We start from the raw sequence: 21,980 nt of genomic DNA on the forward strand, positions 1-21,980 counted from the left end.
GGCACTGTCGTGGGAGGCGGACGATTCTGGCGCAAGGCGGCGTTTGCCGCCATGGCAGCGGGTCAAAGCCCGGCCAGCACTTCGTCCAGCGTGTCGATCAGCAGATCGGCATTGGCTTCGGAGAACACCAGCGGCGGGCGGATCTTCAGCGTGTTGGCGTGCTCTCCGGTGGCGCTCAGCAGCACCTGCCGCTCCCGCAGGCCGTTGACGACGCGCACGGTCTCGGCCGTGGCAGGCGTGCGCGCGCGACGGTCCGTCACGAGCTCCAGCCCCACGAACAGGCCCGCGCCGCGCACGTCGCCGATCAACTCGTGGCGCTCGGCAAGCTTCGAGAGCCCCGCGCGCAGATGGCGGCCGACGCGCTGCGCATTGGCCATCAGGCCTTCGCGCTCGATCACGTCGAGCACGGCCATGCCGGCGGCCATCGACACCGGGTTGCCGCCGAAGGTGTTGAAGTAGCGGCACTCGCGGCCGAACGCGGCCAGCACCTCGGGGCGCACCGCCAGCCCGGCCAGCGGATGGCCGTTGCCCAGCGGCTTGCCCATGGTCACGATGTCGGGCACCAGGCCGTCGTGGCGCATGAAGCCCCAGAAGGCATCGCCGGTGCGGCCCAGGCCCGGCTGCACTTCGTCGGCGATGAAGATGCCGCCGGCTTCGCGAATCGCGGCCACCGCTTCAGTGAGAAATCCCGCAGGGTCGGTGAAGATGCCGTCGCTCGAGAACACCGTGTCGACCATCAACGCGGCAGGCCGAATGCCATGAGCCTGCAGGTCGACAATCGCTGCACGCACACCGGCCGCAAACGCCGCGCCCTGCTCCCCGGCCGGCACGCGATAGCTGTCCGGCGCCGGCACGGTGCGCACCGCGCGGCCAAGCTGTACGAAGCGCCCGAGCGAAGGAGAGGCCTGCGCGATCGATTCGGTCACGCCGTGGTACGCGAAGCGCGTGACGATCAGCCCTTCGGCCTTGGTGTGGGCCTTGGCGATGCGCATCGCGAGGTCGTTGGCCTCGCTGCCGGTGCAGGTGAACATCGCATGGCCGAGTTCGCGCGGCATGGTGGCGAGCAAGCGCTCGGCGTAGTCGAGCACGCCCTCGTGCAGGTAGCGCGTGTGGGTGTTGAGCACGCCGGCCTGCCGCGCGATGGCCTCCACCACGTGCGGATGGCAATGCCCCACCGACGCGACATTGTTGTACGCATCGAGATAGCGCTTGCCGTCGGCGTCGTCGAGCCACACGCCCTCGCCGCGCACCGGGTGCAGCGGCGCTTCGTAGAACAGGCGGTAGGCCGGACCGAGCAGCCGCGCGCGGCGCTCCAGGAGCGATTCTTCAGGCATTTGCGTGACTCTGGTTCATGCCGCAGGCGCACCGGAAGGCGGTGCTCGCGACGTCGTTGCCGATGCGGTCGCAGGCCTGCAGGCGGGCCCACGAAAGCGCGTTGTTGCGCAGCAGGTAGGCCGCGTTGTCGGGGTGGCGCGCGGCGCGCCAGCCGCTGATGGCCACCACCATCACGAGCCGCGCGGTGATCAGCGTGAACAGCACGTCGACCTCCTCGCGCGTCAGCGGCAGCACGGCGTGGTACGCGGCAATGAAGGGCACGATGCCCGCCAGCGCATCGCCCGCCGGATCGAGCTGGTAGGCCGCGGCCACTGCGAGGTCGTCGATCAGCGGCGCGCGCACCATGTCGCCGAAATCGAGGATGCCGGCAATGCGGTCGGTGTCGGCGGGGTCGACCAGCACGTTGTAGATGTTGAAGTCGTTGTGAATGGGCTGCGTGCGCAGGCCCGCCAGCACGGGCTTCGCATCGCGCTCGAAGCGGTCGAGCGAGCGCCCGGCCAGCGCGCGCCGCTGCGGATCGCCGATGTGCGCGAGCAGGCCGCGCACGCTGTCGGCGCGCTGGATGTCCCAGGGCAGCGCGAGCGCGCCGGCCGGATGGTCGAAGTCGCGCAGCGCGAGGTCGAGCCGGGCCAGCATGCGCGCCAGGTTCAGTTGCTGCGCGGCGGTGCGCGGCGCTTCGGGCAAGGGCAAGCCCGGCAGATAGCTGAAGAGCCGAGCCACGCGCGGCAGGCCGTCGCCCGGATCGCACAGCAGCGAGGGCTGGCCCTCGCGCGTGGGCACGATGCGCTGCACAGGCAGCCCCGCGTCGGCCGCCGCGATGTGCAGCAGCGCCTGGGTCTGGAAGTCCGCCACCAGCGGTGTTTCGCTCGGGTGGGAGATCTTCAGCATGAAGCGCTCGCCGGTCAGCGCCGATTCGAGGCGGTAGTTGCGGTCGCGCTCGCCGGTCAGCGGCCGCATCTCGCCCTCGATGCCGTAATGGCGCAGCGCGAACGCGCGCACCCATTCGGCGTCGAGTTCGGGCGAGCCTTCGCTCAAGACGTCCGCATCGTCGAACCCGTCCGCTGCCGTCATGCGGCGCCCGCGAAGCCGCGCAGCGCGCTGGCGAGGTTGGGGCCCAGGTCGTCGGAGAGGTAGCCGCCCTCCTGCACCAGCACGGTCGGCAAGCCCAGACGCGCGATCTCGGCGAGCAGCTGCGCGAAGCCCGGCGTGGTGATCTTCATGCCCTTGTAGGGATCGCGCTCGTGCGTGTCCAGTCCCAGTGCCACCACCAGCGCGCCGGGCGCGAAGGCGCGAATGCTCTCGCAGGCATCGCGCAACGCAGGCAGGTAGCCATCGATGTCGGTGCCCAGCGCGAGCGGCTTGTTGATGTTGTAGCCCAGGCCCGCGCCTTCGCCGCGCTCGTGCGCGTAGCCAGTGAAGAAGGGTGTGAAGTTGCGCGGATCGCCGTGCAGCGAAATCGTCAGCACGTCGGCGCGGCGGTAGAAGATGCCCTGCGTGCCGTTGCCATGGTGCACGTCGATGTCGAGGATCGCCACGCGCTCGTGCGCCGCGCGCAGCTGCTGCGCGGCGATGGCGGTGTTGTTCAGGTAGCAGAAGCCGTTGGCCCGGTCTGCATACGCGTGGTGGCCCGGCGGGCGGCACAGCGCATAGGCCGCGCGCTCGCCCTGCAGCACCAGTTGTGCCGCATGGGTGGCCACGTGGGCCGAGCCCACGGCCGCAGCCCAGGTGTGCGGGCCGATGGAGCAGGCGTTGTCGCCCATGTGGTAGCCGGCTTGCCCGACCACGCTCTCCGGGTAGGTGCAGGGCTCTCCCGGAAAGGGGTGGATGTTGGGCATGACCTCGTCGGAGGGGTCGTCGAGCAGGCGCCAGCGCGCATAGGCCGTCTCGAGGAACCGCAGGTACTCGGGCGTGTGGATCGCGGCGCGCGGGCCGGCGCCGAAGTCTTCGCCCGCGATGACCTCGTGGCCGTCATGCTCGACCGCCGACAGCAGGCGGAAGGCGCGCTCGGGCTGCTCGTTGCTGCGCTTCAGGCGGCCACGCACCATGAAGAGCTGCGGGTCGTGGTCCTTGTGGGCGTCGCTGTAGACGATCTTCATCGCGCGGGTCCTTGCGTTGGAGTCGGGGTAGATGGAGAAACCGTGCCGTGCTGCTTCACGAACAGCGCGCGCACCTGCTGCCAGGCGTCGTCGAGGTGCTCGCGCATGGCCAGGCGCGATGCATCGACGTCGCGGCTCATCAGCGCATCGACGATCGGGTAGTGCGTGTTGGCCATGGTCTCGGGGTCGTGGTAGACCGCGTCGATCAGCGCGATGATCATCTGCATCTCGGTCTGCGTGTTCGAGAAGATGCGGTGCAGGTGCGCGTTGCCCGAGAGCTCGCAGATCAGCGTGTGAAAGGCCAGGTCGGTCGCGATGCGCACGTGCTGCGGCTGCGTGGGCGCCTCGCGCACCATGCCGTCGACCAGCGTGCGCAGGCGCTGCAGCCCCGCGTCGTCGGCCTTGCGGCAGGCCAGCTCGACCGAGGTCATCTCCAGGCTCAGGCGCACTTCGAACAGGTCGTCGATCTCCTGGACGCTGATGGTGCGCACCGCGAAGCCGTGGCGCGGCCGCGCGACCAGCACGCCCTGCCGTTCGAGCCGGCGCGCGGCCTCGCGCACCGGGGCGCGGCTCACGCCCATGCGGCGCGCGATCTCGGCCTCGACGATGCGGCTGCCGGGCGCCAGGCGCCCCTCGACGATCGCGCGCGTCAGCTGCGCTTCGACCAGCCCGACGAGGTCTTGCGCCTCGACGGACTCGAAGCCGGCGCTGTCGGCGGTGGAAGAAGAAAAAGCCATGGTGTTTGTCTCGTCATGTGAGAGGGATCGGGTTCTTATTCTTGATCGGCCGCCGCGCCAGGTACACGCCCGCCGCCATGATCAGCGCAATGCCCGCCATTGCCAGCGCATCGGGCGGCCTGTGGAACCAGAAGGTGCTGAAGGCCACTGCGAGCAGCAGCTGAAAGTAGTTGAGCGGCGCCAGCGTCGCGGCCTCGACGCGCTCGAAGGCGGCCAGCAGCAGCCATTGCGCGAGCCCGCTGCACGCGCCGCCCGCAAGCAGCAGCAACACCGCACCGGCGGCGGGCCGCTCGGCCGGCAGGAAGAAGGGCGCCGGCACGGCCGTCACCACCAGGCACACGATCGCCGTGTACGCGTACTGCACCGGGCTTTCAACGAGCCCCGCGAGGCGGCGCGTGAGCAGCTGGAAGATCGCATAGCAGACGGCCGACACCGCCATCAGCACCGTGCCCACCCAGGGCAGGTTGCCGCCGGGCCGCACGATCAGCAGCATGCCGGCAAAACCCACGCTCACCGCCACCCAGCGGCTGCGCTGCACCTGTTCACCGACCAGCCAGGGCGACAGCGCCACCATGAGCAGCGGCGCGGTGAAGTAGATCGCAGTGGCCTCGGCCAGCGGCATCCAGATCAGCGCCGTCATGAAGCAGGTGGCCACCGTCGCGAGCATCGTGCCGCGCAACAGCAGCAGCTTTTTCTGCGGCGCCCGCCAGATGCGCAGGTCGCCATGGCGCAGCAGCATGGCAAAGGCGATGCAGATCACCGACAGGTAGCGCATCAGGTTGATGAACGGCGCCGGGTAGAACTGCAGCATGTGCTTGCAGAAGGCGTCGTAGCTCGCAAAGGCCATCAGCGCGCAGAAGAACAGCGCAACGCCGGTGCTCCTGGAGCCCGGCGGTCGCAGCAGCACTGCGGCGTTCGCTGTGTTCACGCCAGCGAAGCCTCGAAGCGGGCCATCGCGCGGTCGAAGCGTTCGAACATCTCGTCGACCTGCGCGGGCGTGATGATCAACGGCGGGCAGAAGGCAACGGCATCGCCCATGGCGCGCACGATCAGGCCTTCCTGCAATGCAAGCTCGGCCAGCCGCGCGCCGGCCTTCATCGCCGGATCGAACGGCGTGCGGGTAGCCGGCTCAGCTGCGAGTTCGATCGCGCCGATCAGCCCCACGCCGCGCACCTCGCCCACATGCGGATGGCCGGCGTAGCGGCGCAGGCCAGCCTGGAACTGTGGCGCCAGCGACTGCACATGCGCGAGCACCTTTTCCTCTTCGTAGATGCGCAGTGTTTCGAGCGCCACGGCTGCGGTCACCGGATGGCCCGAGTAGGTGAAGCCGTGGCCGAAGGTGCCGATCTTTCCGCTGTTGGCGGCCACGGCCGCATGCACCTGCTCGGACACCATGACGGCCGAGATCGGCACATAGCCCGACGACAGCGCCTTGGCGGCCGTGAGGATGTCGGGCCGCAGGCCGAAGGTGGTGGAGCCGAACATCTCGCCGGTGCGGCAGAAACCGCAGATCACCTCGTCGGCGATCAGCAGCACCTCGTACTTGCGCAGCACGGCCTGCACCTTCTCGAAGTAGGTGGCCGGCGGCACCAGCACGCCGCCCGCGCCCATCACAGGCTCGGCGATGAAGGCGCCCACGGTGTCGGGCCCTTCGGCCAGGATGCGCTGCTCCAGCGCATCGGCCAGCCGCGTGGCGAAGGCTTCTTCGGTTTCGCCGGGCTCGGCATAGCGGTAGTGGTACGGGCAGTCGACGTGCAGGATGCGGTCGATCGGCAGGTCGAAGTCGCGGTGGTTGGGAACAAGCCCGCTCAGGCTGGCCGCCGCCACGGTGACGCCGTGGTACGCGTTGCGGCGCGCGATGATCTTCTTCTTGGCCGGCTTGCCGATGGCGTTGTGGTAGTACCAGACCAGCTTGACGGCCGTGTCGTTCGCCTCCGAACCCGAGTTGGCGAAGAACACCTTGGACATGGGCACCGGCGCCATCGCAATCAGCTTCTCGGCCAGCGCGATGGCGGCTGCGTTCGAGCGGTGGTTGAAGGTGTGATAGCAGGGCAGCGTGTGCAGCGCCTCGCTGCCGGCCTTGGCCAGGCGCGCGTTGCTGAAGCCCAGCGAGACGCACCACAGGCCAGACATGGCTTCCAGGTAGCGGTGGCCCTGGTCGTCCTGCACGTAGATGCCGTCGCCGCGCTCGATCACGAGCGGATCGACCTGCGGATGCGCCGCGAGATTGGTGAAGGGGTGCAGATGGGCCGCAATGTCGTTCGCCGCGCGCTCGGCGTGTGCCGATTGCAGGGCGGCGTTGGGAATCGATGCGTTCATGGGGCCTGCTCCGTTTTTCTTGCTTGAATTGCGATAGAGAAGAAAACCTCGCGGCTCAGTAGCCCCGGTCGAGGTCGACGGCCGTGTGGGGCCGCTCGCCGCGCTGCACGAGCGCGAGGTTGTGAAGTGTCTGCCGCGCGATCACAGAGGTGTCGGTGCGGGTGGCGATGTGTGGCGTGACCAGGATGCGCGGGTCGCCCCAGAAGGGGTGGTCGGCCGGCAGCGGCTCCTGTGTGAAGGCGTCGAGTGTGGCGGCAGAGAGCTGGCCGAGGTCCAGCGCGCGCAGCAGGTCGGCTTCGACCAGATGCGCGCCACGCCCTACGTTGACCAGGTGCGCGCCACGCGGCAGCCGCGCGAACAGGTCTGCGTCCAGAAAGCCCTGCGTCTGCGGCGTGAGCGGCAGCAGGCACACCAGCGTGTCGCAGCCCGAGAGGAATTCGTCGAGCTGCGCATCGCCGTGAAAGCCCGTGACGCCGGCCGGCAGTTCGGCCTTGGCGCTGCGGCTCCAGCCGCGCACCGCATAGCCGATGACGGCCAGCGCCTCGGCACAGGCCAGCCCCAGGGTGCCGAGCCCCGCGATGCCGACACGATGGCGCCCGGGCGGGCTCATCGGTTGCTCTTCCCACACGCGCCGGGCCGCGCTCGCAAGGTAGGCGGGCATCTGCCGCTGGTGCTGGATCACGGCCCAGCACACGTATGCCTTCATGCCCGTGGCCATCTCCGGATCGACGATGCGGCACAGCGGCAGCGCGCGCGGCAGCCGGGGGTCGGCCGTGATGTGGTCGACGCCCGCTGCCAGCGACTGCACCAGTTGCAGCTGCGGCAGGCTCGCCAGCAGGCCATGCGGCGGAAACCAGCAGACGGCCGCATCGATCTGGTCGAGCGGGCCGAGGTCGGACCCAAGGCGCAAATCGATGTCGGGGCAATGCTCGCGAAAAGCGGGCGCCAGGTAGTGCATGTCGAGCACATCGCTCAGGAGCGCAACGCAAGGCATCAGGCCACCTTCGCAGACATGTCGGCCTGCGGCGCGAGGCGCGGCACGGCGTCGATCAGCTTGCGCGTGTAGGCGTGCTGCGGATCGTTGAGCACCTTCTGCGTCTCGCCGTACTCCACCACCTCGCCGCGCTGCATGACCGCGATGCGGTCGCACATCTGCCCGGCCACGCGAAGGTCGTGCGTGATGAACACCATCGCGAGCTGGAACTGCGCGCGCACCTGCGCGAAGAGCTCCAGCACCTGCGCCTGCACCGACACGTCGAGCGCCGACACCGGCTCGTCGGCCACCAGCAGCTCGGGCTGCATCGCGAGCGCGCGGGCGATGCCGATGCGCTGGCGCTGCCCGCCCGAGAACTCGTGCGGATAGCGCTGCGCCGCATCGGCGCCCAGGCCCACGAGCTGCAGCAGCTCCATGGCGCGCGCCATCGCCTCGGCCTTGCCCACGCCTTGTGCGATGGGCCCGCCCGCGATGGCCGCGCCCACGCGGTGGCGCGGGTTGAGCGATGCGTACGGATCCTGGAACACCATCTGGATCTTGCCGGCCGCCGCGCTGCGGAAGTTGCGGCCCTGCGCCAGATTGCGGCCCTTGAAGATGATGCGGCCGCTGTCGAAGGGTGCGAGCCCCACCAGGCAGCGCCCGACGCTCGACTTGCCCGAGCCCGACTCACCCACGAGGCCCAGCGTTTCGCCGCGGTGCAGCTCGAAGCTGATGTCCTTTGCCGCCTGCACCGCACGGCCGCGCTTGAACAGGCCGCCGCTCGAACGGTAGGTCTTGCACAGGTCCTGCACCTGCAGCACGCGCGTGAGGTCGTCGTGCGGCACGGTCTGCGCCTGGCCGTCGGGAATGGCGGCGATGAGCTTGCGCGTGTAGGGATGCTGCGGCGCGCCGAGCACCTGCGCGGCCGGGCCGCTCTCGACCACGTGGCCGGTCTGCATGACCACCACGTGGTCGGCGATTTCGCTGACCACGCCGAAGTCGTGCGTGATGAAGAGCACCGCCGTGCCGCGGCGCTGCTGCAGCTCGCGTATCAGCGCGAGGATCTGCGCCTGGGTGGTCACGTCGAGCGCGGTGGTGGGCTCGTCGGCGATCAGCAGCACGGGCTCCAGCACCAGCGCGCAGGCGATCATCACGCGCTGGCGCTGGCCGCCCGAGAGGCGGAAGGGATAGGCGTCGATCAGCAGCTCGGGGTCGGGCAGGCCCACGTCGGCCAGCGCCGCGAGGATGCGGCGTCGCTTCTCGGCCGCGGGCACGCTGCCGTGCGCGTCGAACACTTCGCCGATCTGCTCGCCGATGCGCATCACAGGGTTCAGCGCGGTCATCGGCTCCTGGAACACCATGCCGATGCGCCGGCCGCGCAGCTCGCGCATCTGCGGCTCTGTGAGCTGCAGCAGGTCGTGGCCCTCGAACATGATGCGGCCCGCCACCGGCGCCACGTGCGGGCGCGGCAACAGGCCCATGACGGCGTTGGCGATCATCGACTTGCCCGAGCCGGACTCTCCGACCACGCACAGCGTCTGGCCCGGCAGCACGGAGAGCGTGGCGCCCTCGACGGCCAGCGCGCGGTCGGCGCCCGAGGGCAGCGAGATGCTCAGGTCGACGATGTCGAGCACGGGGTGCAGGGGTTTCATGGGCGTCACGGTGGCGTTCATTTCTTACTTGCCCCTTCCGTGCAGCCGCGTGTTGAGGCCGTCGCTCAGGCCTTCACCCACGAGGTTGAGCGCGAGCACGGTCAGCACGATGGCAAGCCCCGGAAACAGCGCCATCCACCAGGCCTGGCGCAGCACGGTGCGCGCGGCGCCGACCATGTAGCCCCAGCTCATCTGGTTCGGATCGCCCAGGCCCAGAAAGCTCAGGCTGCTTTCGAGCAGGATGGCGGTGGCCACCATCAGCGAGGCCATCACGATGATGGGCGACATGGCGTTGGGCAGTATCTGCGTGAGGATGATGCGCGGCGTCGACTGGCCCGCGAGCAGCGCGGCCTGCACGAAGTCGCGCTGGCGCAGCGTGAGGAACTCGCTTCGCACGAGGCGCGCCACCGGCGGCCACGAAACGATGGCAATGGCCACGACGATGGACTTGATCGAAGGCTCGAAGATCGCCACCAGCACGATGGCCAGCGCGAAGCTCGGCACCGCCTGGAACAGCTCGGTGAAGCGCATCAGCGCCGCATCGATCCAGCCGCCGAAGTAGCCGGCCACAGCACCGAAGGTGACGCCGATCAGCAGCGCCACGATGGTGGACACCACGCCGATCAAGAGCGAAATGCGCGCGCCGTAGACCAGGCCCGCAAGGATGTCGCGCCCGAGCGTGTCGGTGCCCAGCAGGAAGCCGGGCTCGGTCCAGGGGCGCACGAAGGGCTGCTCGACCATGGCCCACGGGTCGTTGGTGGCGAGCCACGGCCCGAGCAGTGCAACGGCTGCCACGATCAGCAGCACGACCATGCCGGCCACGGCGCCCTTGTTGCGGCGAAAGCGCCGCCAGAAATCGCTTTGCATCGTCGTCGTCATGTCAGCTCGATCCGCGGATCGACCAGGGTGTAGACCAGGTCGGTGATGAGATTGAAGAGCACTGCCATCGCCGCCGTCACCAGGAAGGCGCCGAGCAGCAGGCTGTAGTCGCGCTGAAGCAGCGCGTCGAACATCAGGCGGCCGATGCCGGGCCAGGCGAACACGGTCTCGGTGAGCACGGCGCCGCCGATCATCCCGCCGGCCTGGATACCCGCCAGCGTGACCACCGGCAGCAGCGCGTTGCGCAGCACATGCGCGCGCAGGATGCGGCCGGGCTTCACGCCCTTGGCGCGCGCGGTCTTCACGAAGTCCATCTGCGCCACCTCGAGCATCGCAGCGCGCGTCATGCGTGCGTAGACGGCCATGTAGAACAGCGCGAGCGTGAGTGCCGGCAGCACCAGGTGCTTGGCGACGTCGAGCGCCAGCGCGAAGCCGGTGTGGCCCGAGCCCACGGTCATGAGGCCGAAGCCCGGCAGCCATTCGAGCTGTACCGTGAACACCAGGACCGCCATCAGCGCGAGCCAGTACAGCGGCGTGGCATAGAACAGCAGCGCCACCACGGTGATGGCGCTGTCGACCCACGTGCCCGCGCGCCGCGCCGACAGCGCCCCCAGCGTGATGCCAAAGAGCAGCGAGAGCGCGAAGGCCGTGCCGGTGAGCAGCAGCGTGGCGGGCAGCCGGTCCATGATGAGCTTCAGCACCGGCTGCTGCTGGCGGTACGAATAGCCGAGGTCGAGCCGCACCACCTTGCCGACGTAGGTGGCGAGCTGCGTCGACAGCGGCTGGTCGAGCCCGAACTGCGCGCGCAGCTGCGCCACGAACTGCGGGTCGGACGCGCCGGCCTCGCCGGCCAGCACCGACACCGGATCGCCCGGCGCGGCGCGCACCAGCATGAAGTTGACCGTCGCAATCAGCAGGATCGCCACCAGGCCCTGCAGCACGCGGGTCAACATGAACTGCGTACGTTTCATTCGGTCGTCACTCCGCGCGTCAGCCGACGCTTGCGTTGCCGAGGCTGTCGTTGAGGCCGATGCCCGAACTCACGATGTTGCTGAGCTTGGTGCGGTAGAGCGTGGGGAAGTTGAGCTCCAGCAGCCAGGCCACGGGCACCTCGTCGAGCAGGATTTTTTGCGCTTGCAGGTAGATGGCCTTGCGCTTCTCGGGGTCGGTCTCGCGCGCACCGGAATCGAACAGCTCGTCGACCTTCGGGTTGGAGTAGCCCTCGACGTTGTTGAAGGGCGAGCCCTTGGCGATGTTGGCGGTGGTGTAGTTGCGCGCCACGCCCAGTGCCGGGTCGCCGTACTGGTAGACGTAGGTGAAGGCGAGGTCGTAGTCCCAGTCGTTCAGGCGCTGGTTCCAGCCGGCAACGTCGGTGGCGGTCATCTCGACCTTGATGCCGGCCTGTGCCAGGTTCTGCTTCAGGATCTCGGCCTGCCGCGACCAGGTCTCGCCGTAGGGCAGCGGCAGCAGCCGCAGCGTCTCGCCCTTGTAGCCCGATTCGGCCAGCAGCTTCTTGGCCGTTTCCACGTTGCGCGGGTACTTGGCGACGTCGGTGCTGTAGAACTTGATGTTGCTGTTGAAGGGGCCGGTGGCGGGCTTGGCGAAGCCCTGCCATGCGATCTTGGCCATGGCCTCGCGGTCGATGGCGAACATCACGGCCTGGCGGAACTTGATGTTGTCCATCGGCGCCTTGCGGTTGTTCAGCCACAGCCACGAATGCGGCGCGAAGAACTCCCAGCCCTTGGTGGTGACCGCGACGCCCGGCAGCTTGGACAGGCGCTGCACGTCGAAGTACTCGACCGCGCCGCCGGGCACCAGGTCGACCTTGCCCGATTCGAAGGCCGCGGCGCGCGAGGCCGCGTCGGGAATGACGTGGAAGTAGACGCTGTCGACCAACGGCACGTCTTTCACGTGGTACTTGTCGTTGGCCACGAGCTGGATGTACGAGCCCTTGACCCACTCCTTGAACTTGAACGGCCCGGTGCCGATGGGCGTGGCGTTGGCGGGGTTGGTCGCGAAGTCGGTGCCTTCGTAGATGTGCTTCGGGATCATCGGCATGCTGCCGACCTCGAAGATGCCGATGAAGGGGCCGAAGGGGTACTTGAGCTTGAACTCGACGGTGAGCGGATCGACCGCGCGGATGCTTTCCACCGCAGCCAGGTTGGCCCGCAGGCGCGCATGCGTCTTGCGCAGGAACACGTCGGCCGAGAACACCACGTCGGCCGAGGTGAAGGGCTTGCCGTCATGCCAGGTGACGCCGGGCTTGAGCTTGAAGGTGTAGAGCGTGCCTTCCTTGTTGACGGTCCACGCGGTGGCCAGCGAGGGCAGCGGGGTGATCTTCTCGTCGTAGCGCAGCAGGCCTTCGTAGATGTTGCCGGAGATCATCTGCGTGGGGCCGTTCTGCGTGATGCCCAGCATCAGCCCCGGCGGCTCCGGCTGGACGACGGCGTTGATCACGCCGCCCTTCCTGCCCGCGGCCAGGAGGTGCAGGGGAACGCCGGCCAGCGTCAGGCCGGCGGTGGCAGCGGCACCCATCTGGATGAGGTTGCGACGTTTCATGAGGGCGAACTCCTTCTGGCTCTTTCGAGGTGGTGGACAGGGTCAGGGGGACGGGATGGGAAAGCGGGGGGCAGCGGCTCAGTCGCGGAACGACGTGGCCGGTGCGGGCTCGATGCGCTGCAGCATCGCGCGCCATTCGCGCGCGTTCGGGTCGGATTGGCCGGGCAGGTAGCTGCCGCCGCCGGCCTCGTACTGCTGCGCGGTCTTTTCGCAGACCTCGGCCGGCACCGGGTACACCGGCAGGCCGCTCGACTGGATGGCGACCTGCACGCGGCAGGCACGCTCCAGGTTCAGCATCAGGATGAAGGCTTCCGACACCGTGCGGCCCAGCGTCACCAGGCCGTGGTTGCGCAGGATGAGCGCGCGCGCCGTGGGGCCCAGGTCGGCCACGAGGCGCTCGCGCTCCTCGGGGTCGAGCGCGATGCCCTCGAAGTCGTGATAGACCACGCGCTGATAGAACTGCAGCGCCCACTGGTTGCAAGGCTGCAGCCCGCCGGCCAGCGACGACACCGCCACGCCCGCCACCGTGTGGGTGTGCAGCACGCAGGCCGCGTCGTGGCGCGCCGCGTGCACCGCGCTGTGAATGGTGAAGCCGGCCGGGTTCACGTCGTAGGGGGAGTCGTCGAGGATGCGGCCTTCCAGGTCGATCTTGACCAGCGACGAGGCGGTGATGTCGCGGAACAGCATCCCGAAGGGGTTGATCAGGAACTGGTCTTCGGTTCCCGGCACACGCGCGGAGATGTGCGTGTAGATGCTGTCGTCCATGCCGTAGTGCGCCACCAGCCGGTAGGCCGCGGCCAGGTCTTGTCGGACCTGGCGCTCGGCGTCTGAGACGGGCGGGGCCTTGCGGTCCACTGCGTGCAGTTGCATATCGCGTTCCTTTCCACAGGCCCGGCCGGGCGGGCCTTGCCTTGTTGATGGGTTCGTCGGATTGACTTCGAGCTGTCGACAGTCAACCAGCGACAGTCTTAAGCAATATGCGGGCCCGCGTGATGGGGTAAGCCCTTGGGTGGCCCTCCAGACCGGTGCCGCTCAGAGGGCGGAACACAAAAAAGCCGGCGGCGCGCACCCGAAAATGCGCGCCGCCGGCGTGGTTGGAGGCTGTCGTTCGTGCGCCCGGGCGCACCGATGGGGTGCTAGGGCAGGCGCCCTTCCTGGCGCAGCCGTGCGCCGATGCGCCGGATTTCGGCCTCGCCCTGGTCGAGCGTCGCCCGGCTGGTGTGCACCGAGTAGTGGCCCATCACCAGCTCGTGGGGGTGCTTCACCGCCGAGCCCAGCACGAAGGACGTGTCGCCACGGGCCACGAAGTCGATGACCGCGCTCGACTCCTCGAACACCGCGAGCTCGCCGCTGCCGATCGGGCCGCCCCTGTCGTCGCCCGTTTCGAGCGCGCCTTCGTTGACCGCAACCCAGCCCACCGTGTGGCCGGCGGGCGGCACGTAGCTCCAGCGCTCGCCGTCTTTCAGCTGCACGGCCAGGTAGTTGATCGGAGCCGGTGCCGCGATGGCGCTCTGCGCCGCGCCGTAGCGCCCGAGCAGCACACGCGCCGGGCCCTCCTGCGGCACCTGCGAGGGCGCGAGGTACATGCTTTGCGCCGGCGCGTTCTCTTCCGAAGCCGGCAGCGCCACCCACAGCTGGAAGCCGCGCACGCGCTTCACGCCCGGCGCGGGTCCGCCGGTGTGCCACACGCCGTTGCCGGCGCGCATCCATTCCACGCCGCCGCCGAGCAGCGTGCCTTGCTCGCCGGTCGTGTCCTCGTAGAGGGTGTCGCCCTCGATCAGGTAAGTGAGCGTGGCAATGCCCGAGTGCGGGTGCAGGCCGAAGCCCTTGTGGCCGCCCGTGGTGTCGAAGCCGAAGAGGTCGAGGAACACGAAGGGCTTGAGAAACTCGCCCAGGTCGCCGGGGCTCATCAGCCGCACGATGCCGCCGTGCTGCGAACCGCGCGTGCGGTAGACGATGGCGCGGGCCAGCGTTTCGACAGCAGCGGTGGTCATACAGCCTCCCTCGCCGTCTTCAGCGCCTTGGCCCACCAGGCGATGTCGTCGAGCATGCCGGTGGCCGACTGCGCGAGGTGCGGGAAGTCGTCGAAGCTCTTGCCCTGCTGCCAGATGCCGAGGAACTCGACCATGCCGATGTGCACGGCGTTGCGCACCGGCGCCATCTGCATCTCGACCGCCACCAGCCGCAGTTGCTCCACGGCCCGCGCCGCGCCCACGCCGCCGTAGCCTACGAAGCCGATCGGCTTGCGGATGAATTCCTTGTAGGCCCAGTCGATCGCGTTCTTCAGCACCGCGCTCGGGCCGTGGTTGTATTCGGGCGTGACGACGACAAGGCCGTCGAAGGTGGCCAGCTTGGCTTGCCAGCGCTGCGCGGCTTCGTTCTTCACCGGCCCCCAGGCCGGCGCGCCCGCCTCGTTGAAGAAGGGCAGCGGATGGTCGCGCAGGTCGACCAGCTCGAAGGCGAGGTCGGTGCGCTGCTTGGCGATCTCGTGGATCCATTGCGCGGGCTTCTCTCCGAAGCGGCCTTCGCGGGTCGAGCCGAGGATGATGCCGATGCGGGGTTGTTGCTGGGTCATGGGGTACTCCAAATAGAGTTGAAGAAAAGAGTTCAGGCCGCTGTGACGACCAGCCGGGACACGGGCCGCAGGCGCCAGGCGACAAAGCCCGACAGCAGCGCCAGCACCATTGCCGGCACGGGGTTGCCGCCAATCAGCACCAGGTGCGTGGCCACGCCGCAGACCATGGTCGCGGCCAGCAGCAGGCCACCGAAGAAGCCGGTTGCGGGCACGAGCAGCAGCAGCGCACCGCCGACCTCGACCAGGCCCGTCACGTAGCGGAACCATTGGCCGAAGCCGATCGCGTCGAACACCTGGACCATCTGCGGCACACCGGCCAGCTTGGAGGCGCCGGCGGCGCCGAAAGCCAGCGCGAGCAGGATGCGAACGCCCCAGACGATGCGGCGCTGCATGGGAGAGGAAGTAGATGAAGAAGTCATGGGCATAAGGTTAGGCACGCACCCATTGATCGACTAGACAGTAGAGTCGGATTGCACTCGTCCAAAAATTGAAGGAATCAACCCGCCATGTTCGACCTCAACGACGTCGCCATGTTCGTGCAGGTGGTGCGCCACGGCAGCTTTGCCGAGGCGGCCCGGCGGCTGGGCCTGCCGCCCAACACAGTGAGCCGGCGCATCCAGCAGCTCGAATCGCAACTGGGCACGCGGCTGATGCAGCGCTCGACACGCAAGCTGACGCTGACCAGCGCCGGGCAGGATTTTCATGACCGGTGCGCGGGGCTGGTCGACGGGCTGGCTGCAGCCGGGCAGGCGCTGGTGGCCGGAGGCCAGGAGCCCAGCGGCCTCGTGCGAGTGGCGGCGCCGGCGGATTTTTTCGATTTCTTCCCGATGGAATGGGTGTCCGACTTTCTGGCCGCGCATCCGCTGGTGAAGCTCGACTTCGTGCTCAGCGACGCGGCCGCCGACCTCATCGCGGAGCAGATCGACGTGGCCTTCCGCGGCGGTGTGCTGCGCGATTCGGGGTACATCGGCCGGCGGCTGGCCACCCGCAGCGGCGGCCTGCTGGCAAGCCCCGCCTACATCGCGCAACGCGGGGAGCCCACAACATTGCAGGAGCTGGCGGACCACGACTGCGTGACGCCACCGCACCCCAGCGGACACACGATCTGGCGCCTCACGGGCCCCGAGGGGGTGGAAGAAGAAGTGCAGGTCACCGGCCGGTTCACCGGCAACACCGCGCAGGCACTACGCAAGGCGGCGCTGGCCGGGCTGGGCATTGCGCAGCTGCCGCCGGCGATGGCGACGCGCGACGAACAGGAAGGGCGGCTGGTGCGGGTGCTGCCGCAGTACGAGTACACCGGCCGGGGGCTCAGCGTGGTCTACCCGAGCCGCAAGCACCTGCCGCTGGCGGTGTCGGCCTTCATCGACCTGGTGATGAGCAAGCTCGACCACATGGACATGCTGCAGGAGCTGCCGTCTTCCGGGAAGGCTCAGGGCCTTTTCGTTTCCACTGAAAATGCCACCCCATGAAAATCGAAAAAGACACCGTCGTCACCATCAAGTACAAGGTCTCCGACGCCCAGGGCAAGCTCGTCGAAGCGAGCCCCGAGCCGATGGCCTACCTGCATGGCGGCTACGAGAACACGCTGCCCAAGATCGAGGAAGCCCTCGATGGCAAGGAAAAGGGCTACCAGACCGTGCTGAACCTCGCGCCCGAAGACGCCTTCGGCCAGCGCGACGAGACCCTAGTGCGCAGCATCCCCAAGACCGACTTTCCGCCGGGCGTGAAGGTCGGCGGCCAGTTGCAGGGCCGGCTCGACGACGGCACCGAGCATGTCTTCACCGTCATGAAAATCAAGGGCCCGGTCGTGCTGCTCGACGGCAACCATCCATGGGCCGGCAAGGCGCTGCGCTTCAGCCTGCAGGTGACGGATGTGCGTGCGGCGCTGCCGGTGGAAATCGAGCACCGGCATGTTCATGGGGCGCACGGGCACCATCACTGACGCGATGGCGGTTCGTTAGGCCGTCCGGTCAGTTCTTCTTCCAGAACCGCGGCGCATCCTCGATCTTCGCCAGCGCCTTGTGGCAGGCCTTCGCGCCGGCTGCATGCCGCGCGGTGAACCATCCCACCGCGAACCACGCACGCGCATCGCGCTCGACGGCCTCGCGGTACAGCGCGAGCGCGACGGCCTCGTCGTTGAACTCGCCCAGCGCATCCTGCGCGGGGCGCAGTGCTTTCAGGTAGCGCGCGGCGGCGCTGCCGTCTTCCTTCTCGAACAGCGGCGCCACGAACTCGGCGAGGTAGCGCAGGCGCTTGAGTCGCTTGCGCACGCGGTGCTGGCTTTCGGTATCGAGCGACTCGAAGCGCTCACCGTCGCACAGCACCTGTTTGTGCAGGCGCTGCAGGCGTTTGCGCAGCAGGCGGCGCACGGCATTGGCATTGATGGGCGCGGGTGCTGAAGGAACTGCCGGGTTGTCTTCGGCGGCGACGGTCGCCGGTGCTGCTTCCACAGGCTCCGCCGCGGTAAAGCCGATCAGCGAAACGAGCGCGTTCTGGAACGCCGGGGCGCGCACGATGTCACCGGGCGATAGCGTGCTGGCCGCCGTGTCGCCGCCGGCCAGCGGATCGAAGTCCGGCGCACCCGCCTCGCGCAGCCGGGGCTGCGCGAGCTTCACGACCTGTTCGCGATCACGCAATGCGCCCAGCGCGCGGAAGGCGTCGACCAGCGGCGGCTCCCATTCGGCCGTGTCGAACTGGCCCAGCTCCGGCAGCTCGCGCAACGCCGTGCGTAGCCGGCGGATGCCGATGCGCAGCTGGTGGATCTGCTCTTCATCGGCACTCCCCGCGGCGATCTCGCTGGCATTGGGCAGCATCTGCGCCAAGCACGATGCCACCACGGCCTGTTGCACGGCTCGCCCGTCGGGGTGCTGCGTGGCGAAGCGTGGCGCTTCGGCCTTCGCCGCTTCGACGGTCTCCTGCGCCGCGAGCAGGCGCGCGCCGCGCTCCGCCTTCGACACGGTGCTGAACCACAGCCCATGCTGCTGCGACCAACGCCGCGCGAGCGACACAAGGCCCTGCACGTCGCCGCGCTTGAGTTCGAGCTCCAGCTCGCACACCGGTGATTCACGCTGCTCGGGCGTGCCCGCGTGCGCGACGACCTTGCCGATGTCCAGCGCCATCTCCACCACAGCGCCGCCGGGCCCGTTGACGCGCACGTCGCGCGTGAGCCGCACGATGTCGGTCGATTGCCGCTCGACCAGCGGCGCGCCGCCCCCTTCGGCCAGCAGCTTCGAAAGCCGGTCGCCCACGGGCGTGCCCTGATGGCGCTGCGGATCGATCTGCGGCGCCGCAGCCGCCGTACCCAGGTCGACGTTGTGCTCCAGCCGGTGCAGCGCGTTGTCGCCGGTGGCCTTCACGGTCTGCACCCAGCGCCGGCCTTCCTTGCGCAGCCGCAGCACCATGCCGTCGGCGGCGAGCCGCTGGTCGGCGGTGTCGAAGTAGCGGGCCTGCAGGCGCGTGCGCACGACGGCGCCACGCTTCAGGGCGGCTTCGACGGCCTTCAGGCGGTCGGCGGGAATGCAGAACTTGAACTCGATTTCCATGGCGGCCATGATGCCCCGTCTTTTTTGCCGGATGCAATGCCGGCGCCGGCAACGTCAAGCACCAAGAGGGCATGCCGCCCGCACGCGTCTCTCCACCCATTCGCCGCCCACCGGCCCCAGGCCAATTCACCCGCTTGAAAGAATATGTGGACGCCGTCCATTTTCTTTGGTATCTTTTGTGGACGGCGTACACAAAACGCCGCGAAACGCCTCCACATCCATCCATCCACCAATACAGGACGACACCATGGCCACCAAGCAGATCTTCGTGAACCTCCCCGTCAAGAACCTCGAGAAGACCAAGACCTTCTTCGCCGCGCTGGGCTACACCTTCAACGAGCAGTTCACCGACGCCAATGCCGCGTGCATGGTCGTCCAGAAGGACAGCATCCACGTCATGCTGCTGGTCGAGGAGTTCTTCAAGACCTTCACCACCAAGAGCCTCACCGACACGTCGAAGAGCACCGAAGTGCTGCTGTGCCTCTCGTGCGAGAGCCGCGCCGAAGTCGACGAGCTGGTGGCCAAGGCAAAGGCGGCCGGAGGCACCATCCCGGGCGAGCCGAAGGACTACGGCTTCATGTACGGCCATGGCTTCCAGGACATCGACGGCCACCTGTGGGAGCTGGTGTACATGGACCCGAACGCCGCCGTGACGCACCAGAACCCGTGATGTAACGCCACGCCGCTGAAGAACCAGAGCGATGCCCATCGTTCCATACGCGCTCTTCACTGTTGCACGGAAGGCCTCTACCGGAAGGCGGCGGCGCCCCGATATTCCATCCACTGGCACGGCATCATCGGCCGCGCCCCACATGGAAAGGAATATCGAAATGTCCGACAACAACAAGGGCCCCGTCGTCCAGGTCAAGCCGCTCGGCTTCCCGTGGCAGACGATCGACCCGTTCCTGTTCTGCGTCTATCACGACGACGCCTACCCGAAGGCCAACGGCCAGATGGGCCCCGAGGCCTCGCTGGCCGGTCGCCAGATCGGCCAGGACTTCAGCCGCAAGGACGGCTGGAGCATGTACCACGGCGACACGGTGCCGGGCTTTCCCTCGCACCCGCACCGCGGCTTCGAAACCGTGACCATCGTGCGCAAGGGCCTGGTCGATCATTCCGACTCGCTGGGCGCCACCGCGCGCTTCGGCGGCGGCGACGTGCAGTGGCTCACGGCCGGCAAGGGCATCGTGCACTCTGAAATGTTCCCGCTGCTCGACGCCGGCGCGCCGAACCCGCTGGAGCTGTTCCAGATCTGGCTCAACCTGCCAGCCAGGAGCAAGATGGCCGAGCCGCACTTCACGATGTTCTGGTCCGACGCCATTCCGCGCTTCGCCTCCGACGATGCGAAGGGCGGCCGCACCGAGGTTGCAGTCATCGCGGGCCGGCTCGGCGACGCCGCCAGCGGACAGGACCCGATCCAGCCGCTGGCGCCGCCGCCCGACTCATGGGCTGCCCAGGCCGATGCCGACGTGGCGATCTGGACGCTGAAGATGACGCCCGGCGCGCAATGGACGTTGCCGGCCGCCACGGGCGAAGGCACGCGGCGCATGCTGTACTTCTTCAAGGGGGCGGTGGCGCACATTGCCGGCGAGCGCGTGGAAGGCCCGGCCGCTGTCGAGCTGCGCGCGGATGCGGCCGTCGAGATCGTCAACGGCAACGACGAGACGAGCGAGTTCCTGGTGTTGCAGGGCCGCCCGATCGCCGAGCCGGTGGCGCAGTACGGCCCCTTCGTGATGAACACGCAGGCCGAGATCAGCCAGACCATGGCCGACTACCGCCGCACGCAGTTCGGAGGCTGGCCATGGGACGATCCGGCGCCGGTGCACGACCGCGAGGCCGCGCGCTTTGCGCGGCACCCCGGCGGCCACGAAGAAGTGCCGGGAGCCTGAGCGAAAAAAAGACGTTCTTCCTCAGAACGTCTTGATCACCTCGATGCTGGGGGCCGTCATGCTGGGCACGAACTCGGTCACGTCGGCGCGCGCCACGCCGCCCTGCACGAACGGATCGCGCGCCAGCACGGCCTCCAGCCCTTCACGGTCGCCCGACCGGGCGAGGATCACGCCACCCGTGCGCGGCACCTGGCGGCCCGAAGCCACGAACAGCCCGCTTTCGTAGTGCTTCCTCAACCAGACCATGTGCGGGTCCATCAGCGCGTCGACTTCTTCGAGCGGGCGGATGTAGGTGAGGGTGACGATGAACATGGGCAGGGCTGCGGTGAATTCGGAAGCCCCGATCCTATGACCTTGGCAAGACGCCCGCCCGGGCGAGGTGTGCACACCCGTAACAGACTGCTCGCTAGTCGATCGCCACTCCGCCCTCTTTGACGAGTTTCGCGAATCGGGCTGTCTCTTCCCGGATCTGCCGCGCCATCTCTTCCTGCGTGCCGCCCAGCGGCTCGGCGCCGATGGCCTGCATGCGCTGCGCGAAATCGGGCGAGTGGATGATCTTCACCATCTCGGCGTTGAGGCGCGCGACGATCTCCTTCGGCGTGGCGGCCGGCGCAAGCACGCCGAACCAGGTGCCGATGTCGAAGCCCTTGAGCCCCGCTTCCTCCAGCGTCGGCACGTCGGGCAGCACCGACGAGCGGCGCACCGTGGTCACGGCCAGCGCGCGCAGCTTGCCGCTCTTGATGTGCTGAAGCACCGGCGTGATGGTGTCGAAGGACATCGCCACCTGGCCGCCGAGCAGGTCGGTGGTGAGCGGGCCGCTGCCCTTGTAGGGCACGTGCAGCAGCGTGGTGCCGGTGCTGGACTGGAACTGCGTGCCGATCAGGTGCTGCGCCGTGCCGTTGCCATTGGAGCCGTAGGCCAGCTTGCCGGGCTCGGCCTTGGCGAGCGCAACCAGTTCGGCCACGTTCTTCGCGGGCGTGTTCGCGGCGTTGATGACCAGCACGTTGGGCACCATGGCCACGACGGTGATCGGCGCCAGGTCTTTCTGGAAGTCGTAGGGCAGCTTCTTGTAGACGCTGGTGGCGATGGTGTGGTGCACCGCGCCCATCAGCAGCGTGTAGCCGTCGGGCTTGGCCTTGGCCACGTAGTCGGCGCCAAGCGTGGCGCCGGCGCCGGGCTTGCTCTCGACCACCACCGGCTGGCCGAGTGACTGCGAAAGCTTGTCGGCCAGCGCGCGGGCCAGCACGTCGGTGGTGCCGCCGGCGGGGAAGGGCACGACGAGGCTGATGGGCCGGGTCGGCCAGTTGACTGGTGCCTGCTGCGCAAAGGCGAGGGCAGAGGCGCCGAGGCCGAGCGCGAGCGCCGCGGCCCGAAGCACCGTGCGCCGGTGGCGCTGGGGGAAGAAAGCTGCTGTCATGGTGTTG

The 21,980-nt window shown here is 68.5% G+C and carries 22 protein-coding genes; 4 read left to right on the forward strand and 18 right to left on the reverse strand.

Annotation, left to right across the window (positions count from 1 at the left end):
- Positions 1-62: 62 nt before the first annotated feature.
- The 15 genes from ACTG4X_RS00315 to ACTG4X_RS00385 all read right to left on the reverse strand — a co-directional run bounded on the left by ACTG4X_RS00315 (position 63) and on the right by ACTG4X_RS00385 (position 15,544).
- Positions 63-1,334 (reverse strand): aspartate aminotransferase family protein, encoded by a 1,272-nt coding sequence (locus ACTG4X_RS00315; protein WP_440533024.1) that lies wholly within the window; start codon positions 1,332-1,334, stop codon positions 63-65.
- A complete protein-coding gene (locus tag ACTG4X_RS00320; protein WP_440533025.1) occupies positions 1,327-2,406 on the reverse strand; it encodes a phosphotransferase in 1,080 nt (359 codons plus the stop codon). Before ACTG4X_RS00320 ends, ACTG4X_RS00315 begins: the two co-directional genes overlap by 8 nt.
- On the reverse strand, positions 2,403-3,431 hold the full coding sequence (locus ACTG4X_RS00325) for a histone deacetylase family protein (RefSeq protein ID WP_093055120.1): 1,029 nt from the start codon (positions 3,429-3,431) through the stop codon (positions 2,403-2,405). The genes ACTG4X_RS00320 and ACTG4X_RS00325 overlap by 4 nt, the downstream gene beginning before the upstream one ends.
- Complete coding sequence (locus ACTG4X_RS00330) at positions 3,428-4,168, reverse strand: GntR family transcriptional regulator (protein WP_093076349.1); 741 nt, start codon at positions 4,166-4,168, stop codon at positions 3,428-3,430. Before ACTG4X_RS00330 ends, ACTG4X_RS00325 begins: the two co-directional genes overlap by 4 nt.
- 13 nt (positions 4,169-4,181) lie before the next feature.
- The gene (locus tag ACTG4X_RS00335; RefSeq protein WP_093076351.1) at positions 4,182-5,096 is read right to left on the reverse strand and encodes a DMT family transporter; all 915 of its coding nucleotides are present in this window, start codon (positions 5,094-5,096) and stop codon (positions 4,182-4,184) included.
- Positions 5,093-6,487 carry an aspartate aminotransferase family protein gene (locus ACTG4X_RS00340; protein ID WP_440533026.1) on the reverse strand — a complete coding sequence of 465 codons (1,395 nt, stop codon included), beginning with the start codon at positions 6,485-6,487 and terminating at the stop codon, positions 5,093-5,095. The genes ACTG4X_RS00335 and ACTG4X_RS00340 overlap by 4 nt, the downstream gene beginning before the upstream one ends.
- 55 nt (positions 6,488-6,542) lie before the next feature.
- Complete coding sequence (locus tag ACTG4X_RS00345; RefSeq protein ID WP_097197596.1) at positions 6,543-7,481, reverse strand: 2-hydroxyacid dehydrogenase; 939 nt, start codon at positions 7,479-7,481, stop codon at positions 6,543-6,545.
- Positions 7,481-9,133 (reverse strand): ABC transporter ATP-binding protein, encoded by a 1,653-nt coding sequence (locus ACTG4X_RS00350; RefSeq protein ID WP_093076357.1) that lies wholly within the window; start codon positions 9,131-9,133, stop codon positions 7,481-7,483. The genes ACTG4X_RS00345 and ACTG4X_RS00350 overlap by 1 nt, the downstream gene beginning before the upstream one ends.
- A gap of 3 nt (positions 9,134-9,136) precedes the next feature.
- Positions 9,137-9,991 carry an ABC transporter permease gene (locus ACTG4X_RS00355; RefSeq protein WP_093055108.1) on the reverse strand — a complete coding sequence of 285 codons (855 nt, stop codon included), beginning with the start codon at positions 9,989-9,991 and terminating at the stop codon, positions 9,137-9,139.
- Positions 9,988-10,962: an ABC transporter permease gene (locus ACTG4X_RS00360; protein WP_093076361.1), complete on the reverse strand. Its 975-nt coding sequence runs from the start codon at positions 10,960-10,962 to the stop codon at positions 9,988-9,990. The genes ACTG4X_RS00355 and ACTG4X_RS00360 overlap by 4 nt, the downstream gene beginning before the upstream one ends.
- A 19-nt stretch (positions 10,963-10,981) precedes the next feature.
- Complete coding sequence (locus tag ACTG4X_RS00365) at positions 10,982-12,550, reverse strand: ABC transporter substrate-binding protein (protein WP_097197594.1); 1,569 nt, start codon at positions 12,548-12,550, stop codon at positions 10,982-10,984.
- 78 nt (positions 12,551-12,628) lie between these two features.
- Positions 12,629-13,420, reverse strand: coding sequence for a class II aldolase/adducin family protein (locus tag ACTG4X_RS00370; RefSeq protein ID WP_093055102.1), 792 nt, complete (start codon positions 13,418-13,420; stop codon positions 12,629-12,631).
- Between the two features lie 266 nt (positions 13,421-13,686).
- On the reverse strand, positions 13,687-14,544 hold the full coding sequence (locus ACTG4X_RS00375; protein WP_440533027.1) for a pirin family protein: 858 nt from the start codon (positions 14,542-14,544) through the stop codon (positions 13,687-13,689).
- Positions 14,541-15,125 (reverse strand): NADPH-dependent FMN reductase, encoded by a 585-nt coding sequence (locus tag ACTG4X_RS00380; RefSeq protein WP_093055098.1) that lies wholly within the window; start codon positions 15,123-15,125, stop codon positions 14,541-14,543. Before ACTG4X_RS00380 ends, ACTG4X_RS00375 begins: the two co-directional genes overlap by 4 nt.
- Before the next feature lie 32 nt (positions 15,126-15,157).
- Positions 15,158-15,544, reverse strand: coding sequence for a DoxX family protein (locus ACTG4X_RS00385; protein WP_440533028.1), 387 nt, complete (start codon positions 15,542-15,544; stop codon positions 15,158-15,160).
- A gap of 87 nt (positions 15,545-15,631) precedes the next feature.
- On the opposite strand from ACTG4X_RS00385, the gene ACTG4X_RS00390 reads away from it, so the two are divergent.
- Positions 15,632-16,594 (forward strand): LysR family transcriptional regulator, encoded by a 963-nt coding sequence (locus ACTG4X_RS00390; RefSeq protein WP_097197593.1) that lies wholly within the window; start codon positions 15,632-15,634, stop codon positions 16,592-16,594.
- Positions 16,591-17,067 carry an FKBP-type peptidyl-prolyl cis-trans isomerase gene (locus tag ACTG4X_RS00395; protein ID WP_097197592.1) on the forward strand — a complete coding sequence of 159 codons (477 nt, stop codon included), beginning with the start codon at positions 16,591-16,593 and terminating at the stop codon, positions 17,065-17,067. Before ACTG4X_RS00390 ends, ACTG4X_RS00395 begins: the two co-directional genes overlap by 4 nt.
- A 28-nt stretch (positions 17,068-17,095) precedes the next feature.
- Here the strand turns inward: ACTG4X_RS00395 and ACTG4X_RS00400 are convergent, their stop codons facing one another.
- On the reverse strand, positions 17,096-18,676 hold the full coding sequence (locus ACTG4X_RS00400) for a CYTH and CHAD domain-containing protein (RefSeq protein ID WP_440533029.1): 1,581 nt from the start codon (positions 18,674-18,676) through the stop codon (positions 17,096-17,098).
- A gap of 238 nt (positions 18,677-18,914) precedes the next feature.
- Here ACTG4X_RS00400 and ACTG4X_RS00405 point away from each other — a divergent pair, with 238 nt between their 5' ends.
- On the forward strand, positions 18,915-19,337 hold the full coding sequence (locus ACTG4X_RS00405) for a VOC family protein (RefSeq protein WP_093174549.1): 423 nt from the start codon (positions 18,915-18,917) through the stop codon (positions 19,335-19,337).
- Positions 19,338-19,497: 160 nt separating this feature from the next.
- Positions 19,498-20,556 (forward strand): pirin family protein, encoded by a 1,059-nt coding sequence (locus ACTG4X_RS00410; RefSeq protein ID WP_218132224.1) that lies wholly within the window; start codon positions 19,498-19,500, stop codon positions 20,554-20,556.
- Positions 20,557-20,577: 21 nt separating this feature from the next.
- On the opposite strand, the gene ACTG4X_RS00415 is transcribed toward ACTG4X_RS00410, so the two are convergent.
- Both ACTG4X_RS00415 and ACTG4X_RS00420 read right to left on the reverse strand, forming a co-directional pair.
- Positions 20,578-20,868, reverse strand: a complete 291-nt coding sequence (locus ACTG4X_RS00415; RefSeq protein ID WP_093055086.1) for a YciI family protein — start codon at positions 20,866-20,868, stop codon at positions 20,578-20,580.
- Between the two features lie 94 nt (positions 20,869-20,962).
- Positions 20,963-21,973, reverse strand: coding sequence for a tripartite tricarboxylate transporter substrate binding protein (locus ACTG4X_RS00420; RefSeq protein ID WP_440533030.1), 1,011 nt, complete (start codon positions 21,971-21,973; stop codon positions 20,963-20,965).
- Between the last annotated feature and the right edge of the window lie 7 nt (positions 21,974-21,980).

This window comes from Variovorax sp. YR566 (assembly GCF_051992195.1).
GTDB lineage: Bacteria > Pseudomonadota > Gammaproteobacteria > Burkholderiales > Burkholderiaceae_C > Variovorax.